Raw genomic sequence first — 15,292 nt, 5'->3', positions numbered from 1 at the left:
CCATGCGCATCGGCATTTACGGCGGCACGTTCAATCCCATCCACACGGCGCATGTGCACCTTGTGCGGGAGTTTATTAAGCGTCTGTCGCTTGACCGCGTGATTTTGATTCCGACGGGCACGCCGCCGCACAAAGCGACACATCAGCTTGCAAGCGGGGCAGACCGCATTGAAATGTGCAGGCTTGCGGCGGCGGACATCATCGAATGTCCCGTCACAGTCTCGGATATTGAAGTGCTGCGCACGGGCAAAAGCTACACGGCAGACACCATGACGGAACTGAAAGCGCAATATCCCGACGATGAGCTCTTTTTGCTGATGGGGGAAGACATGTTCTGCACTGTCGAAAAGTGGTATCACCCGGAGCGCATTTTCGCCGCGGCAGAGATCTGCGCCGCACCGCGTGACAAGGATAGTTTCCAAACGCTTGTCACGCACGGGGAAGAAGTGAAGGAAAAGTTCCCGCAGCTGCGCTTTACCGTGCAGAACATCGAGTTTTTGCCTGTCTCATCGACGATGGTGCGCGAAAAAAGTCTGCATGGCGAAGATATAAGCGGTCTTGTGCCCGCAGGCGTCGCGGAATACATCCAAAAAAAGAGGCTTTACACGCATGAATAAGAAAGAAAAACAGCAATATATCGATATCATCAAGCCCATGCTCACGCAAAAACGTTTCGAACACTCCTTAAATGTTTCGGAAGAAGCGGTAAAGCTTGCAAAAAAATACGGTGCCGATACCGAAAAAGCGGAACTTGCAGGGCTTTTGCACGATATTTTAAAGGATACACCCCCGGAGAAACAGTTGAAAATTCTCGCGGACTTTGGTATAATTATGAGCGACGTTGAACTTTCCGCTAAAAAGTTCTGGCATGCCATCAGCGGCGCGGTGTATATCAAGCATGTTCTGCACATTGAGGACGAGGATGTTTACAATGCCGTGCGATACCACACCACGGGCAGAAAAAACATGACGTTACTCGAAAAAGTCATTTTTATCGCGGATTTCATCTCCAAAGACCGCAATTACCCCGGCGTAGAGGATATGCGCAAGGCCGCGTATAAAAGCCTCGACAAAGCCATTGTGGAGGGCATCGCGTTCACCATTACGGAGCTCGCAAAAGACCGCGCGCCCATCGTGCCGGAGACCATAGACGCATATAATGACGCGGTGTGGGCTTTGCGGCACGGCAATTAAGCGGAAGGAAGCATAAAAATCGCGCAGCGCGCAGAAAGGAATGGCTAAAAGCATGGATTCATTGACGCTTGCAAAAACCGCAGCGGGCATTTTGGATGCGAAAAAAGCCGATCAGATCAATGTGATCCGCATTTCGGACGTTTCCTCGCTCGGTGATTATTTCGTTCTGGCGAACGGCACCGGCAGCACGCATGTGCATGCTCTGGCGGACGAGCTGGAGTTTAAGCTGAAAGAGCTCGGCATTGCGCCGGACCGCGTGGAGGGCTATCGCTCCGATTCCTGGGTCGTGCTCGATTACGAAACGGTGGTCGTACACATCTTCACCTCGGAAGCGCGCAGTTTTTATGATTTGGATCGCCTGTGGCTCGACGGCGAAAAGCTCAACATGACGTTTGAACCGAATTGATTTTGTTATTTTATATAGCGCAGAGAGGTAAGTGTAATCAATATGAACAAGTACAATCCCAGTGAAATTGAACCGAAGTGGCAAAAGAAGTGGGAAGAAGCCGGTGTTTTCCATGCTTCCAATACTTCGGATAAGCCGAAATATTATGCTCTGATCGAGTTCCCGTACCCGTCCGGTCAGGGTCTGCATGTCGGCCACCCGCGTCCGTACACCGCGCTTGACGTTGTTTCCAGAAAGCGCCGCATGGAGGGCTACAATGTGCTCTATCCGATTGGTTGGGACGCATTCGGCCTACCGGCAGAGAATTATGCCATCAAGAACCACGTGCACCCTGAAGAAATCACAAAGAAGAATATTGCGCGCTTTAAGCAGCAGATTCAGTCTCTCGGCATCTCCTTCGACTGGAGCCGTGAGATCAGCACCATTGATCCGAAATACTACAAGTGGACGCAGTGGATTTTCCTCCAGCTCTTTAAGAACGGTTTGGCCTACAAAAAAGAGATGTCCGTCAACTGGTGCACCTCCTGCAAATGCGTTCTGGCAAACGAAGAGGTTGTCAACGGCGTCTGTGAGCGCTGCGGCAGTGAAGTTATTCACAAGGTCAAATCCCAGTGGATGCTGAAAATCACCGCTTACGCACAGCGCCTCATCGACGACCTTGATCTTGTCGATTACCCGGACCGTGTTAAGACCCAGCAGAAAAACTGGATTGGCCGTTCCGAGGGCGCCGAGGTCGATTTCAACACGACCGCAGGCGATAAGCTGACTGTTTACACGACCCGCCCGGATACACTTTACGGCGCAACGTACATGGTTGTTTCCCCGGAGCATCCGTTCATTGAAAAGTGGGCGGATCAGCTGCAGAATCTGGATGCCGTCCGCGCGTATCAGGCAGAGGCCGCGAAAAAGTCCGACTTTGAGCGCACCGAGGTCGCGAAAGATAAGACCGGCGTGCGTTTGGAGGGTGTTGAGGCCATCAATCCGCTGACCGGTACCACCATTCCGATCTTCATTTCCGACTACGTTCTCGTTTCCTACGGTACCGGCGCCATCATGGCTGTTCCGGCACACGATACCCGTGACTGGGAGTTCGCAAAGAAGTTCGACCTGCCAATCATCGAAGTCGTTAAGGGCGGCGATGTGCAGAAAGAAGCGTTCACGGACTGCGACACCGGCATCATGGTCAACTCCGGCATTCTGGACGGCATGACCGTCGAAGAAGCGAAAGTCCGCATCAAAGATTACCTTGAGGAGACCGGCATCGGCCACCGTAAGGTCAACTATAAGCTCCGTGACTGGGTATTCGCACGCCAGCGCTACTGGGGCGAGCCGATTCCGATTGTACACTGCGAGAAGTGCGGCTATGTGCCGATCGATGAAAGCGAGCTGCCGCTCGTTCTGCCGCAGGTTGATTCCTACGAGCCGACCGATAACGGTGAATCTCCGCTCTCCAAGATGACCGATTGGGTCAACACCACGTGCCCGAAGTGCGGCGGCAAGGCCATGCGCGAAACGGACACCATGCCGCAGTGGGCAGGCTCCTCCTGGTACTTCCTGCGCTATATGGATCCGCACAACGATGAATCTTTTGCATCCAAGGAAGCGCTCAACTACTGGCATCAGGTAGACTGGTATAACGGCGGCATGGAGCACACCACACTGCACCTGCTGTACAGCCGTTTCTGGCATAAGTTCCTCTACGATATTGGCCAGGTCCCGACCGCAGAGCCGTATGCAAAGCGCACAAGCCACGGTATGATCCTCGGTGAAAACGGCGAGAAGATGAGTAAGTCCCGCGGCAACGTTGTCAACCCGGACGACGTTGTAAACGAGTTCGGCGCAGATACGCTCCGTCTCTACGAAATGTTCATCGGCGACTTTGAGAAGGCCGCACCGTGGAGCAACGCCGGTATCAAGGGCTGCCGCCGCTTCATTGAGCGTTATTGGAACCTGCAGTCCATTCTCGTCGACGGCGAAGCGATCCGCCCGGAGATGGAAAATTCTTTCCACAAAGCCATCAAGAAGGTCTCTTATGACATTGAGAACCTCAAGTTTAACACCGCCATTGCATCTTTGATGGCGCTCATGAACGTTATTGCGGAAAAGGGCTCCATCAATAAAGCAGAGCTCTCCGTCTTCACGATGCTCCTCAACCCGTTTGCACCGCATGTAACAGAAGAGGTTTGGAGCGAAATGAAGCTCGGCGAGGGCATGGTCACAGAGCAGATTTGGCCGAAGTACGACGAATCGAAGTGCAAAGATGACGTCATTGAAATCGTTGTGCAGGTCAACGGCAAGGTTCGCACAAGATTGTACGTTGCAGCCGACATCCAGAAGGATGACGCGATTGCACTTGCAAAGGCGGAAGACCGCATAACAGCGGAGATCAACGGCAAGAACGTCGTGAAAGAGATCTACGTTCCGGGCAAGCTCGTCAATATCGTCGTAAAGGGATAATTCTTTACAGAGCGCTGTGTGTAAATTCATAGCGCTCTTTTTACATTTGTGTGAAGTTAAATAGCTTTGCAAAGGCTTTTTACTTTACAAAATCGGAGGCCAGTACATGAAACATGCACTCGTTTTGTTTTCTTCGCCGCATAAAGACGGACACACAAAGAAGCTGCTTGAAGCTTTTCTCGACGGATTGAAAGAGAAAGACTGGCAAGTAAAATCACTTGACATTTGCAAAGTGAATATTCATCCGTGTATCGCCTGCGGATATTGCCAAAAAACAGACGGCTGCGCGTTTCGCGACCTCGATGAATTTGATCGTGACCTGCGCGCGTGTGATCTGCTTCTCATCGCCACGCCGGTCTATAACCTCTCGTTTCCGGCGCAGCTCAAGGCGGTTATCGACCGTTTTCAGCGGTATTTTGAAGCTAGATTTGCCCGCGGTATCCGCCCGGCGATTGTGACACACCGCGATGCCGTTTTGCTGCTCACCATGGGGCGGTATGATCCGTTTGCGGTGGAGGTATGCGAGAAAACACTGCGCCAAAGCTTTTCCGTTATGAACACAACGCTCAAAAAAACGGTGGTTTTGCCGGACACAGACCGTGCAGATTGCGAAAACTCTGCGATTTTCGCGAAGGCACAGGAAATTGCTATTGAAATCGCGCGCGAGCTGTGATATAATAACTTGAATTTGTGTGAATAAAGGCAGGTTTTCATCAATGTCAGGACATTCCAAGTGGAATAATATTAAGAGAAAGAAAGAAAAGACCGACGGTGCAAGAGCGAAGATCTTCACAAAGATCGGCCGTGAGCTTGCCGTTGCCGTTAAAGAAGGCGGCAGCGCAGACCCGGCAGCAAACTCCAAGCTGAAGGACGTCATTGCGAAGGCTAAGGCGAACAATGTGCCGAACGACAACATTGAGCGCATCATTAAGAAAGCCGCAGGCGAGGGCAACTCCAACGCATATGAAAGCATCACCTACGAAGGCTACGGCCCCGCAGGCGTTGCCGTCATCGTGGAATGCCTCACCGATAACCGCAACCGTACCGCGGGCGATGTCCGTCATTACTTTGATAAGTTCGGCGGCAACCTCGGCACCACCGGTTGCGTTTCCTTCATGTTCAACGAAAAGGGCGTTATCGTGCTGGAGCGTGAGGGCCTTGACGAAGATACCGTCATGAGCGATGCACTGGAGGCCGGTGCTTCTGATTTTCAGGCAGACGAAGACGTATTCGAGATCTACACTGAGCCGTCCGATTTCAGCGGCGTTCGCGATGATCTGGAAGCTAAGGGCTATTCCTTTGTTTCCGCAGAAGTGGAAATGGTCCCGGATACCTATACGGATCTCACTGATCCCGATCAGATTCTCAAGATGCAGAAGCTGATTGATGCACTCGAGGATAACGACGATGTCCAGCAAGTCTGGCACAACTGGAACGAGCCCGAGGAAGAAGACGAAGATTGATGCTGAAAACCTCTCCGGGCTTATCGGGGAGGTTTTTTACAGCCTGTTTTTACTTGCGCCACGTATAAAACGCAACACACGGCGCACATAAGAAAGGAAGGCATAGATAAGATGAATGAGTTAAGACACCTCGTAGACCCGCTGGATCTTTCCTTTGAGGAGACCCTGCGTCTGCTGGACCTTGCGGACAGCATTGCAAACGACCGCACCGCATTCGCCCACAAGTGTGAAGGTAAGATCCTCGCCACGCTCTTTTACGAGCCGAGTACCCGCACGCGTCTGAGCTTTGAATCGGCCATGATGCGCCTTGGCGGCAAGGTATTGGGCTTTGCAAGTGCACAGAACAGCTCTGCTTCCAAGGGTGAAAGCGTTGCCGATACGGTACGCATGGTATCCTGCTATTCGGATATCATCGCCATGCGCCACAACAAAGAGGGTGCGCCGCGCGTAGCAGCGCAGTACGCCCGCGTGCCGGTCATCAACGCCGGTGACGGCGGCCACCAGCATCCGACGCAGACGCTCAGCGACCTGCTCACCATCCGCCGCGAAAAGGGCAGACTGAATAACCTGACGATCGGTCTGTGCGGCGACTTGAAATTTGGCCGCACCGTGCACTCGCTCATCAAGTCGCTTGTGCGCTGGGAGGGCATCCGCTTCGTGTTCATCTCCCCGGAAGAGCTGCATGTGCCGAGCTATATCATTGATGAAGTCGTAAAGCCCTCCGGCTGCGAATATAAAGAAGTCCGTACCATGGACGAGGTTCTGCCGGAGCTTGACGTACTCTACATGACCCGCGTACAGCGCGAGCGCTTCTTCAACGAAGAAGATTACATCCGCTTAAAAGACAGCTTCATCCTCGATGCAGAGAAGATGAAGCTTGCGCCGAAGGATCTCATTGTGCTGCATCCGCTGCCGCGTATCAACGAGATCGCGGTCGAAGTGGACGATGACCCGCGCGCAAAGTACTTTGTGCAGGCACAAAACAGCGTATATGTCCGCATGGCGCTCATTTTAATGCTTCTGAACATCGAACCGGGACTTTTTGAGGAGGAAACCGTATGCTGAACATCGACAGTATCCAAAACGGCATTGTGATCGACCATATTCAGGCAGGAAAGGGTATGCGCATCTACGAGCTTTTGGAGCTTGATAAGCTCGATTGCTGCGTGGCACTTATCAAAAATGCCCGCAGCAGCAAGATGGGCAGAAAAGATATCATCAAGATTGAAGGCGACCTCGCTATCAACTTCGATGTGCTCGGCTTTATCGATAACAACATCACCGTATGCACCATTAAAAACGGTGAGCTTGTGAAGAAAGAGAACATCGTACTGCCACGTCGCATCAAAAATGTTGTAAAGTGCAAGAACCCGCGCTGCATCACAAGCACGGAGGAAAACCTCGACCAGATCTTCGTGCTGTGCGATGAAAAAGCGCACCGCTATCGTTGCCTGTACTGTGAACAAGCGTATAAGAGCCATGAGTAAGGCACAGCGTAACGGTGCAGGCCGTCGCGATCCGGAGAAACTGAAGCGCCAAAAGCGCCGTGACTGCCTGCTTCTGGCGTTCCTGACCTTTTTGAATTTTCTCCTCGCTTTGATCGTGCGCATCGCAGACCGCAAGAGCGTCATCAAAGCGGTAAAACAGGACGACAAGCTTGCGTTGCTGCTTGAAGAAAAAACCACAAAATCCCTTTGAAATACCTTGACTTTAGGGTCAGTGTATGTTAATATGATAGAGCCGCTTACTGTGGGCTGAAAAGTGACGAAAGTCCGCCTACGAGTAGCGAGATTACAGAAAAGGCAGGCAGAAAAAATGTTTGCAGTTATTGAAACCGGCGGTAAGCAGTACAAGGTACAGTACGGCGACGTGATCTACGTTGAGAAGCTCGCTGCCAATGAAGACGAGACAGTTACGTTCCCGGTCGTTGCAATTTGCGGCGAAGACGGAACAAAAATCGGCACCCCGTATGTTGAGGGCGCTTCCGTTACAGGCAAGGTCCTGAAGAACGGCAAGGCTAAGAAGGTTACGATCCTCACTTACAAGCCGAAGAAGGGCGAAAAGCGCAAGATGGGCCACAGACAGCCCTACACGAAGATTCAGATTGAGTCCGTTCAGGGCTAATTTGATCGTATGATTCGTGCGGATTTTTTCGCAAATGCAGACGGAGCGCTTCTCGGTTTTTCCGTGCTTGGCCATTCCGGTTTGGCGCAGGAGGGAGAAGACATTCTCTGTGCTGCGGTTTCTTCTGCGGCGTATATGACGGCGAACACCGTGTTGGAGATTTTACACATCACACCGATTTCTCTCCGAGCAGAGGACGGCGAGATGCTGTTTAGGGTTTCCGATACCGATGCACGGACATGCCGTAGCCTGTTTGAGGGATTTAAGCTGCATCTTCTCGGTTTAGAGGAGCAGTACCCCGAAAACTTACAGGTACGCTACGCAGAAGTCTGACAATAAAACGAAAGGAAGGCAACAAAATGCTTAAGATCAATATCCAGTTGTTTGCTCATAAAAAAGGTATGGGCTCCACGAAGAACGGCCGTGATTCCGAATCCAAAAGACTCGGTGTCAAGCGTGCAGATGGTCAGCACGTCCTCGCAGGCAACATTCTTGTTAAGCAGCGCGGCACGCACATCCATCCGGGCGAGAACGTAGGCAGAGGCTCTGATGACTCTCTGTTCGCGCTCATTGACGGTCAGGTTCGTTTCGAGCGTATGGGCCGTGACCGCAAGAAGGTCAGCGTTTACTCGATCGAGCAGTAATTTTGACCCTTGGGGGGAATACCGGTTTCGTATCCCCGAATATACGATGAAACGGGCTTCTTCGGGTAAAGCGGAGAAGCCCATTTTATTTTGTACAGAGCCGTCCGCGGCGCTGAAAGGATGATGAATTATGTTTATCGATATAGCTAAGATCAAGGTAAAAGCCGGTGACGGCGGCGACGGCGCCGTGGCTTTTCACCGTGAAAAATACGTGGCTTCCGGCGGCCCGGACGGCGGCGACGGCGGTCGCGGCGGCGACATCGTGTTCCGCGTGGACGATAACCTCTCCACGCTGGCGGATTTCCGCTACAAGCGCAAGTACACCGCAGAGCGTGGCGAAAACGGTCGCGGCAAGCGCTGCTTCGGCAAAAGCGCACAGCCGCTCGTCATTACCGTGCCGCGCGGCACACTGATCCGCAATGCGGAAACCGGCCGCATCATGGCGGACATGTCCACAGACGAAGACGTCGTTATCGCGAAGGGCGGCCGCGGTGGCTGGGGCAACACGCATTTTGCGTCGCCTACGCGCCAAACTCCGCGCTTTGCAAAGCCCGGCACACCCGGTGAAGCATTCGAGCTTCAGCTTGAACTCAAGCTGCTCGCTGATGTGGGCCTTGTAGGCTTCCCAAACGTAGGTAAATCTACGCTTGTTTCCGTTGTAAGTGAAGCAAAGCCAAACATTGCAAACTACCACTTTACGACCATCACCCCGGTGCTCGGCGTGGTGCATATGCCGAACGCGCCATCGTTTGTCATGGCAGATATTCCCGGCCTTATCGAGGGCGCATGGCAGGGTGTAGGCCTCGGTCATCAGTTTCTGCGCCATGTAGAGCGTTGCCGCATGCTCATTCACATTGTCGATGTTTCCGGCAGCGAGGGCAGAGACCCGAAGGAGGACTTCCGCATCATCAACGAAGAACTGCGCAAATTCAACCCCGACCTTGCGAACCGTCCCATGCTGGTCGCCGGCAACAAATGCGACCTGACGACCGACGAGCAGGTAGAGGATTTCCGCAAATTTGTCGAGGAGCAAGGCTATGAATTCTTTCCAATCATGGCGGCAATCCGCTATGATGTTGACCCGCTTTTGAATAAGACCGCAGAAATGCTTTCCACGCTGCCGCCGGTCGCGCATTTCGAGCCGGAACCGGAGCCGGTAAAGCCTGTCGAAGAATTCAGCAGCAAGGCAAAGGTCGATATCCGCGTGGAGGACAACGTGTATTTTGTCGAGGCCGATTGGCTCTTAAAGCTCATCTCCGCCGTCGATTTCGATGATTACGAGTCGCTCCAGTACTTCCAGCGTGTGCTCATTCACACCGGCGTTATCGATGCGCTGCGTGAGGCGGGCATCCAGGAAGGCGACACGGTCAGCATGTATGACCTTGAATTTGATTTTGTAAACTAAGAGGGTGGCTATTTGGAAAAGTTCTATCAAACGGAATCGGATCCGAAGCAGTTAAGCCCCTTAACGCTCGCTTATGTGGGTGACGGCGTGTACGAGCTTTTCGTGCGCGAATATATCGTCTCCAAAGGCAACTGCCCTGTGAAAAAGCTGCACAGCCGCGCCGTTTCGTTCGTGCGTTGCGAGTTTCAGGCGAAGGTGCTTAGTGAAGTGCTGATGCCGCTTTTCACGGAAGAGGAAAAAGAAGTCTGCCTGCGCGGACGCAATGCGCACGTTTCGCACGTGCCGAAAAACTCAAGCGTTGCGGATTACCACGCAGCCACAGCATTTGAATGCGTTTTCGGTTATCTTTACCTTAAAGGCGAGCTGGAGCGCCTGCGTCTTTTCTTCGATAAGATCCTTGAATTCGCAGAAACGGAGGAAACCGCACATGCGTAAAAATAAAGTTGCAAAAAACGTGAAGGAATTCCTGCTTGACCTGATTTTCATGACGGCGGGTTCCGTTATTTACGCGGTCGGCCTGAACGGCTTTACCGCGCCGAACAACATCGCGCCGGGCGGCGTGAGCGGTATCGCCATCGTGCTGAATTATCTGTTCGGCACGCCCGTCGGCACCGTAATTTTGCTTATTAACGTGCCGATCATCATTTGGGCGATCATTGAGATCGGCTATAAGCTCGTCACCAAAACGATGTTGGCGGTCGTGTTAAACGCTGCCTGCATCGACATCGTGGCGCTGTTCATGCCGGTCTACCACGGTGACCCACTCATCATCATGCTCATCGGCGGCGTGTGTGAGGGCGTTGGTCTTTCACTCGTCTTTATGCGCGGTGCCACGACCGGCGGCACGGACATGATCGCGCGTCTGCTCAATCATCGCCTGCGCCATCTTTCCATGGGCAAGCTGATGCTTGCCGTAGACGGCTGCGTCGTGCTGTTTTCCGCCATCGTATATAAGAGCATTGAAAGCGCCGTGTACGCGTGCATCGTCATTTTTGTATCGACAAAAATCATCGATACAATTCTGTACGGCACAGATGCGGGCAACGGCAAAATGTTCTTCATTATGTCCCATAAAAACGATGTCATTGCCGACCGCATCATCAAGGAGATGGACCGCGGCCTGACGTTTCTCAAGTCCCGCAGCGGCTATTTGAAGCAGGACGGCGAGGTGCTCTTCTGCGCCGTGCGTCGCTTCGAGGTGTTCCGTATCAGCGAGATCATCCGCGAGGAAGACCCCGATGCGTTCGTCATCGTCGGCGATGCCGGTGAAATCGCCGGTGAGGGCTTCAAACCCGTGCGCTCCGACGACCGCACGCTCGGCGAGATTATCAAAGCTATTCGCAAGACGGGCGATAAGCCGGTCAGCGAGCCGAAAGAATAAATCCGCATAGAAAAAGCAGACAAGCGCATCGCCTGCCTGCTTTTTCCGGTTTTTTGTGTTACCGGCAGCTTTTTTCACTGCGGTTTTCCGTACGATTTTCCGTGCCGTTATTCACGCGGTCGGTTGTCTGACGATCGCTCTTATTGCGGCTTTGTTTCTGGCTTTTGTTTGTGTAATTCTTGTTTTCGGAATTTGCCATGTGATTCACCCCTTCCGAAAGCTATTATGCGCACGGTACGCGCGTTTATGTACCGAATTTATGAAATTAGGAAAGGTGGGGCGGCCATGGAATTGCCCGCAGCTTTTGAAAAACGAATGCAGGATATGCTTGGGGCAGAATATACGGCGTTTCGGGCGTCTTACAACGAACCGCACAAACGCGGCATTCGTTTGAACACTGTAAAATGCACAAAAGAGCAGCTTGAACGCGCACTGCCGTTTACACTGGTTCAAACGCCGTTTTCGCCGCTCTCGTTTTATGCGCCGACAGATACCAAAATGGCGGCGCTGCCGCTCTATCATGCAGGCGCGTTTTATTCGCAGGAGCCGTCCGCGTCTTCGGCCGTCACGCTTTTGGCGCCGGAGCCGGGGGATAAGGTGCTCGACCTCTGCGCCGCACCGGGCGGTAAATCCACGCAGATTGCCGCGCTGACCGGCGACACCGGGCTTTTGTGGTCAAACGAAGTTGTGCGCAATCGCGCCGCAATTTTATCCTCCAATTTGGAGCGCATGGGCGTGCGTAATACAGTCGTTTCCAGCGTATACCCGGAGATGCTTGCGGAAAAGCTCGGCGGGTATTTTGATAAAGTGCTCGTTGATGCGCCGTGCTCCGGCGAAGGCATGTTCCGCCGCGATCCCGTTGCCGTGCAGGAATGGAGTCCTGAGCACGTGGAGACCTGCGCTGTACGTCAGCTCGCAATTTTATCCTCCGCCGCACAGTGCGTGCGCGAAGGCGGCATTTTGGTGTACTCTACCTGCACATTCTCCACGGAAGAAAATGAGGGCGTTGTGCAGAAATTTCTCGAGAGCCACCCGGAATTCGTGCTCGAAAAGCCGAATGTCACATTCGGTCGCCCGGCCTATGGCGTAGACGCTGTGCGCATTTTCCCGATGGACGGAGGTGAGGGGCACTTTGCCGCGCGCTTCCGCCGCGTTGCGCCATGTGAAGAACGTTTTGCGCCGTTTAGCTTTAAGCCCGACCGAGAGACGCAGGCGCATGCCGAAGAATTGTACACATCTCTGTTTACCGATGTACCGGGCAGATTCCAGCGCGTGCGCGACCGTGTGATCTTATTGCCAAATGAGCTGCCGGACATTGCAGGACTTTCCGTTCTGCGCGCCGGTGTGGAATTCGGCGAGGCAAAAAAGAACCGCATCGAGCCCGCGCATGGCATTTTCATGGCAAGCCGTGCGGAAAACTGCCGCAGCGTGCTGCATCTCACATCGAACGATCCTGCTTTATTCGCGTTTTTGCGCGGCGAAGAAATCCCCGCAGAGGGGCTTTCCGGTTACACCGCCGTCGCCGCAGACGGTATTGTAACGGGCTTTGGCAAGGCATCGAACGGTGTTTTGAAGAATCGTTACCCAAAGGGGCTGCGCACACACCTGTAAAGGTGCATTCGTTTATACAAAAAGAACAGAAAGCTTCGCAAAGCCAAATGGTTATTTGTGAAGCTTTTTTTGCAATTTAAACCTCGGTAACTTGCAAAAAAGGCAAATACGTGCTAAAATGTGTATAAGCAAACAGGAAAGAAGTGTTTTTTGATGCAGAAAATCCAGATTGAGCGTACCACTGCGCCTAAAGCGAAGCCGGCAGACGAAAGCAAGCTCGGTTTCGGTAAAATCTTTACAGATCACATGTATGTGATGGAATATAACCCGGAGCAGGGTTGGCACGATCCGAAGATCATGCCGTATCAGCCGATCGTCCTTGATCCGTCCGCTATGGTTTTCCACTACGGTCAGGAAATGTTCGAGGGCATGAAGGCTTATAAATGCGCAGACGGTCGCATCCGTCTGTTCCGCCCGAACAAGAACATCGAGCGTGCAAACAACTCCAACAGAAGACTTTGCATCCCGGAGATCCCGGCCGATGATTTCCTCAATGCGATCAAGACGCTCGTCGCCGTTGACGCAGATTGGATTCCGAGCCGCCCCGGCACTTCTCTTTATATTCGTCCGTTCGTCATTGCAACGGATCCGTTCCTCGGCGTACGCCCGTCGAACACCTATAAATTCATCATCATTCTTTCCCCGGTCGGCGCTTACTACGAGAGCGGCCTCGACCCGGTAAAGATTTGGATCGAAGACGACTATGTACGTGCAGTCCGCGGCGGCATCGGCGAAGCAAAGACCGGCGGCAACTACGTTGCAAGCCTCGCGGCACAGGTAAAGGCACACGACGAAGGTTACTCTCAGGTTCTGTGGCTCGACGGTGTTGAGCGCAAGTACATCGAAGAAGTCGGTGCTATGAACATCTTCTTCAAAATCAACGGCACCGTTGTCACCCCGATGCTGAACGGCAGTATTTTGCCGGGCGTTACCCGTGCATCCTGCATCGATCTCTGCAAGCACTGGGGTCTCCCGGTCGAAGAGAGAAGAATCTCCGTTGACGAACTCGTTGAGGCGGCCCGTACCGGTGCACTTGAAGAGTGCTGGGGTAGCGGTACCGCAGCCGTTATCTCCCCGGTCGGCGCACTCCGTTACGAGAACGAAGTCATGCAGATCAAGGACGGCGGCATCGGCGAATTCAGCCAGAAGCTGTACGACACCGTCACCGGCATCCAGACCGGTAAGGTAGAAGATACCCTCGGTTGGACTGTGGAAGTCACACCGCTTGAGAAGTAATTCGAATATTTGAACATTCAAAAGGCCGAGCCCGCGTGGTTCGGTCTTTTTGTATAAAAGAAGAGCTCTGCGACCGGCAAAAGCCAAATGCAGAGCTCAGTTTATATCCGAATCAGTTTTTCTGTATAATCCATGTTCGCAGGGCGGCGATGCTCTGTGCACAGGCTGTAAAGATTATCCGCGCGCGCTTCCAACGCAAACACACGTCTGGCTTCCGGCGAAAGCTTCTTCACGTCCGCAGGGCGTGCGATGATTGGCAGCATCGGCTTCGCTTTGTGCAGGATCTCCGCGCCGCGGCTCGTCATACCTAAAATGCGCAGGTAGGGAGGCAAATTGGGCAGATCGTTCGTGATGCCCAAATACGCGCTTAAAACAATACGCCGAATACGCGCGTGACTGTACCGCTTGGTTTTCACCGCATCAAACAGCCCTGTGCACGTTTCCGCCGTTTCGGCAGCCGCCAAAATGCGGTTTTCAATGCCCTCTGAAACATCCGGCACGCGGCGCAGGTCTTTGGGTGACATGGCAGAGACAGCCGCCAGTACCGCACGGTCGAGATACGAAAGGGAAGTGGGGTACTGTTTTTTGTTTTGCAGCGCGCGAATACACACCGCCGTATTTTCCGGGACATACGAGGAAATCTCTTCACCCTCGATGCTCCTGCTGCGGATCAGGCTCGCCGATGCAAACGCGCCGTGCACTTGGTCGCTGTCGTGGCCAATCGCGATACGCTGCACAGTCTGCGGCACGATATTAGAATTCAACGATAAGATCGCCTTGCAATACTCTATACCCAAAATGCAATTTGGCTTTGTGAGCAGCTCTGCGGTTTCTGCGCCGAGCGCCTTTTTCACAGCCTCCGTACGCGCCGCCGCAAACGAAACGCCTTTTGCAACCTCCGGGCGAATATCCGAATTAAACACATCGGAGTGCAAGTATTCCGCGCAGTGCATGAGGGGAGCGGTATCGCCGGTTTCGCTGCCAAACGTCAGTGTATCTACGCAACCGAGCGCATTTAATAACGAAATGCCGCCGAGCGCAAATTTTTCTGCGCCTGCTACAGCCCACGGCAAGGGCAGCTCCAGCACGAGTGCCGCGCCGTTTTGAAGTGCCAGCCGTGTGCGAGACCACTTATCGAGCACAGCCGCCTCGCCGCGCTGCACAAAATTTCCGCTCATCACACAGACAATGTCGCTGCCGAACTCCTCCGAAATGCGGGAGAGCAGTGCCGCGTGGCCGTTATGCAGCGGATTAAACTCGCAAACAACGCCCGAAATCTTGTTTTTTCCAATCATTTTATAGGAAACTCCTTGAAATTTACATGATTTTGTATTATCATAAGTATAAAGCAATGAAGATCAATTTACAAGC

General features: G+C 53.0%; 19 protein-coding genes. 17 read left to right on the top strand and 2 right to left on the bottom strand.

The window, feature by feature from the left end:
* The first annotated feature begins 2 nt into the window (after positions 1–2).
* The 15 genes from nadD (at position 3) to ACI0CA_RS07940 (ending at position 11,074) form a co-directional block, all read left to right on the top strand.
* Positions 3–617 carry a nicotinate-nucleotide adenylyltransferase gene (gene nadD / locus ACI0CA_RS08010; protein ID WP_417109600.1) on the top strand — a complete coding sequence of 205 codons (615 nt, stop codon included), beginning with the start codon at positions 3–5 and terminating at the stop codon, positions 615–617.
* Positions 610–1,194, top strand: a complete 585-nt coding sequence (gene yqeK, locus ACI0CA_RS08005) for a bis(5'-nucleosyl)-tetraphosphatase (symmetrical) YqeK (RefSeq protein WP_316519012.1) — start codon at positions 610–612, stop codon at positions 1,192–1,194. The genes nadD and yqeK overlap by 8 nt, the downstream gene beginning before the upstream one ends.
* A 40-nt stretch (positions 1,195–1,234) precedes the next feature.
* A complete protein-coding gene (gene rsfS, locus ACI0CA_RS08000) occupies positions 1,235–1,600 on the top strand; it encodes a ribosome silencing factor (protein ID WP_395590734.1) in 366 nt (121 codons plus the stop codon).
* A 42-nt stretch (positions 1,601–1,642) separates the two neighbouring features.
* The gene (leuS, locus tag ACI0CA_RS07995) at positions 1,643–4,057 is read left to right on the top strand and encodes a leucine--tRNA ligase (protein ID WP_446806947.1); all 2,415 of its coding nucleotides are present in this window, start codon (positions 1,643–1,645) and stop codon (positions 4,055–4,057) included.
* Between the two features lie 106 nt (positions 4,058–4,163).
* Positions 4,164–4,730, top strand: coding sequence for a flavodoxin family protein (locus tag ACI0CA_RS07990; RefSeq protein WP_417422741.1), 567 nt, complete (start codon positions 4,164–4,166; stop codon positions 4,728–4,730).
* Between the two features lie 43 nt (positions 4,731–4,773).
* Positions 4,774–5,520 carry a YebC/PmpR family DNA-binding transcriptional regulator gene (locus tag ACI0CA_RS07985; RefSeq protein WP_176820698.1) on the top strand — a complete coding sequence of 249 codons (747 nt, stop codon included), beginning with the start codon at positions 4,774–4,776 and terminating at the stop codon, positions 5,518–5,520.
* A gap of 111 nt (positions 5,521–5,631) precedes the next feature.
* The gene (pyrB, locus tag ACI0CA_RS07980) at positions 5,632–6,585 is read left to right on the top strand and encodes an aspartate carbamoyltransferase (protein WP_176820699.1); all 954 of its coding nucleotides are present in this window, start codon (positions 5,632–5,634) and stop codon (positions 6,583–6,585) included.
* Complete coding sequence (locus ACI0CA_RS07975; protein ID WP_308448399.1) at positions 6,579–7,007, top strand: aspartate carbamoyltransferase regulatory subunit; 429 nt, start codon at positions 6,579–6,581, stop codon at positions 7,005–7,007. The genes pyrB and ACI0CA_RS07975 overlap by 7 nt, the downstream gene beginning before the upstream one ends.
* The gene (locus ACI0CA_RS07970; RefSeq protein WP_446806982.1) at positions 6,979–7,218 is read left to right on the top strand and encodes a hypothetical protein; all 240 of its coding nucleotides are present in this window, start codon (positions 6,979–6,981) and stop codon (positions 7,216–7,218) included. The genes ACI0CA_RS07975 and ACI0CA_RS07970 overlap by 29 nt, the downstream gene beginning before the upstream one ends.
* Before the next feature lie 117 nt (positions 7,219–7,335).
* Positions 7,336–7,644 carry a 50S ribosomal protein L21 gene (gene rplU / locus ACI0CA_RS07965; RefSeq protein WP_176820702.1) on the top strand — a complete coding sequence of 103 codons (309 nt, stop codon included), beginning with the start codon at positions 7,336–7,338 and terminating at the stop codon, positions 7,642–7,644.
* Positions 7,645–7,653: 9 nt separating this feature from the next.
* Positions 7,654–7,977, top strand: a complete 324-nt coding sequence (locus ACI0CA_RS07960; protein WP_308448397.1) for a ribosomal-processing cysteine protease Prp — start codon at positions 7,654–7,656, stop codon at positions 7,975–7,977.
* A gap of 26 nt (positions 7,978–8,003) precedes the next feature.
* Positions 8,004–8,288: a 50S ribosomal protein L27 gene (gene rpmA / locus ACI0CA_RS07955; RefSeq protein ID WP_176820704.1), complete on the top strand. Its 285-nt coding sequence runs from the start codon at positions 8,004–8,006 to the stop codon at positions 8,286–8,288.
* A gap of 130 nt (positions 8,289–8,418) precedes the next feature.
* Positions 8,419–9,693 carry a GTPase ObgE gene (obgE, locus tag ACI0CA_RS07950; protein ID WP_308448396.1) on the top strand — a complete coding sequence of 425 codons (1,275 nt, stop codon included), beginning with the start codon at positions 8,419–8,421 and terminating at the stop codon, positions 9,691–9,693.
* A gap of 12 nt (positions 9,694–9,705) precedes the next feature.
* Complete coding sequence (locus ACI0CA_RS07945; RefSeq protein WP_308448395.1) at positions 9,706–10,128, top strand: Mini-ribonuclease 3; 423 nt, start codon at positions 9,706–9,708, stop codon at positions 10,126–10,128.
* Positions 10,121–11,074 (top strand): YitT family protein, encoded by a 954-nt coding sequence (locus tag ACI0CA_RS07940; RefSeq protein WP_308448394.1) that lies wholly within the window; start codon positions 10,121–10,123, stop codon positions 11,072–11,074. Before ACI0CA_RS07945 ends, ACI0CA_RS07940 begins: the two co-directional genes overlap by 8 nt.
* A 58-nt stretch (positions 11,075–11,132) precedes the next feature.
* Here ACI0CA_RS07940 and ACI0CA_RS07935 read toward each other — a convergent pair whose 3' ends face one another.
* Complete coding sequence (locus ACI0CA_RS07935) at positions 11,133–11,273, bottom strand: hypothetical protein (RefSeq protein WP_308448393.1); 141 nt, start codon at positions 11,271–11,273, stop codon at positions 11,133–11,135.
* Positions 11,274–11,359: 86 nt separating this feature from the next.
* Between ACI0CA_RS07935 and ACI0CA_RS07930 the strand changes: the two genes are divergently transcribed.
* The gene (locus ACI0CA_RS07930; protein WP_395506371.1) at positions 11,360–12,685 is read left to right on the top strand and encodes an RsmB/NOP family class I SAM-dependent RNA methyltransferase; all 1,326 of its coding nucleotides are present in this window, start codon (positions 11,360–11,362) and stop codon (positions 12,683–12,685) included.
* Positions 12,686–12,838: 153 nt separating this feature from the next.
* Positions 12,839–13,921 (top strand): branched-chain amino acid aminotransferase, encoded by a 1,083-nt coding sequence (locus ACI0CA_RS07925; RefSeq protein ID WP_308448495.1) that lies wholly within the window; start codon positions 12,839–12,841, stop codon positions 13,919–13,921.
* A 101-nt stretch (positions 13,922–14,022) separates the two neighbouring features.
* Here ACI0CA_RS07925 and ACI0CA_RS07920 read toward each other — a convergent pair whose 3' ends face one another.
* Positions 14,023–15,216, bottom strand: a complete 1,194-nt coding sequence (locus ACI0CA_RS07920; RefSeq protein WP_308448391.1) for a tRNA(Met) cytidine acetate ligase — start codon at positions 15,214–15,216, stop codon at positions 14,023–14,025.
* Positions 15,217–15,292: the final 76 nt, after the last annotated feature.

The organism is Hominenteromicrobium mulieris (assembly GCF_046197855.1).
Lineage (GTDB): Bacteria > Bacillota > Clostridia > Oscillospirales > Acutalibacteraceae > Hominenteromicrobium > Hominenteromicrobium mulieris.
This window is presented reverse-complemented; position numbering and strand designations above follow the sequence as displayed.

Bases quoted from the DNA above. Each gene is read 5' to 3' on its own strand.
- nadD (WP_417109600.1), top strand. From the start codon at position 3: ATGCGCATCGGCATTTACGGCGGCACGTTCAATCCCATCCACACGGCG.
- yqeK (WP_316519012.1), top strand. From the start codon at position 610: ATGAATAAGAAAGAAAAACAGCAATATATCGATATCATCAAGCCCATG.
- rsfS (WP_395590734.1), top strand. From the start codon at position 1,235: ATGGCTAAAAGCATGGATTCATTGACGCTTGCAAAAACCGCAGCGGGC.
- leuS (WP_446806947.1), top strand. From the start codon at position 1,643: ATGAACAAGTACAATCCCAGTGAAATTGAACCGAAGTGGCAAAAGAAG.
- ACI0CA_RS07990 (WP_417422741.1), top strand. From the start codon at position 4,164: ATGAAACATGCACTCGTTTTGTTTTCTTCGCCGCATAAAGACGGACAC.
- ACI0CA_RS07985 (WP_176820698.1), top strand. From the start codon at position 4,774: ATGTCAGGACATTCCAAGTGGAATAATATTAAGAGAAAGAAAGAAAAG.
- pyrB (WP_176820699.1), top strand. From the start codon at position 5,632: ATGAATGAGTTAAGACACCTCGTAGACCCGCTGGATCTTTCCTTTGAG.
- ACI0CA_RS07975 (WP_308448399.1), top strand. From the start codon at position 6,579: ATGCTGAACATCGACAGTATCCAAAACGGCATTGTGATCGACCATATT.
- rplU (WP_176820702.1), top strand. From the start codon at position 7,336: ATGTTTGCAGTTATTGAAACCGGCGGTAAGCAGTACAAGGTACAGTAC.
- ACI0CA_RS07960 (WP_308448397.1), top strand. From the start codon at position 7,654: ATGATTCGTGCGGATTTTTTCGCAAATGCAGACGGAGCGCTTCTCGGT.
- rpmA (WP_176820704.1), top strand. From the start codon at position 8,004: ATGCTTAAGATCAATATCCAGTTGTTTGCTCATAAAAAAGGTATGGGC.
- obgE (WP_308448396.1), top strand. From the start codon at position 8,419: ATGTTTATCGATATAGCTAAGATCAAGGTAAAAGCCGGTGACGGCGGC.
- ACI0CA_RS07940 (WP_308448394.1), top strand. From the start codon at position 10,121: ATGCGTAAAAATAAAGTTGCAAAAAACGTGAAGGAATTCCTGCTTGAC.
- ACI0CA_RS07935 (WP_308448393.1), bottom strand. From the start codon at position 11,273: ATGGCAAATTCCGAAAACAAGAATTACACAAACAAAAGCCAGAAACAA.
- ACI0CA_RS07930 (WP_395506371.1), top strand. From the start codon at position 11,360: ATGGAATTGCCCGCAGCTTTTGAAAAACGAATGCAGGATATGCTTGGG.
- ACI0CA_RS07925 (WP_308448495.1), top strand. From the start codon at position 12,839: ATGCAGAAAATCCAGATTGAGCGTACCACTGCGCCTAAAGCGAAGCCG.
- ACI0CA_RS07920 (WP_308448391.1), bottom strand. From the start codon at position 15,216: ATGATTGGAAAAAACAAGATTTCGGGCGTTGTTTGCGAGTTTAATCCG.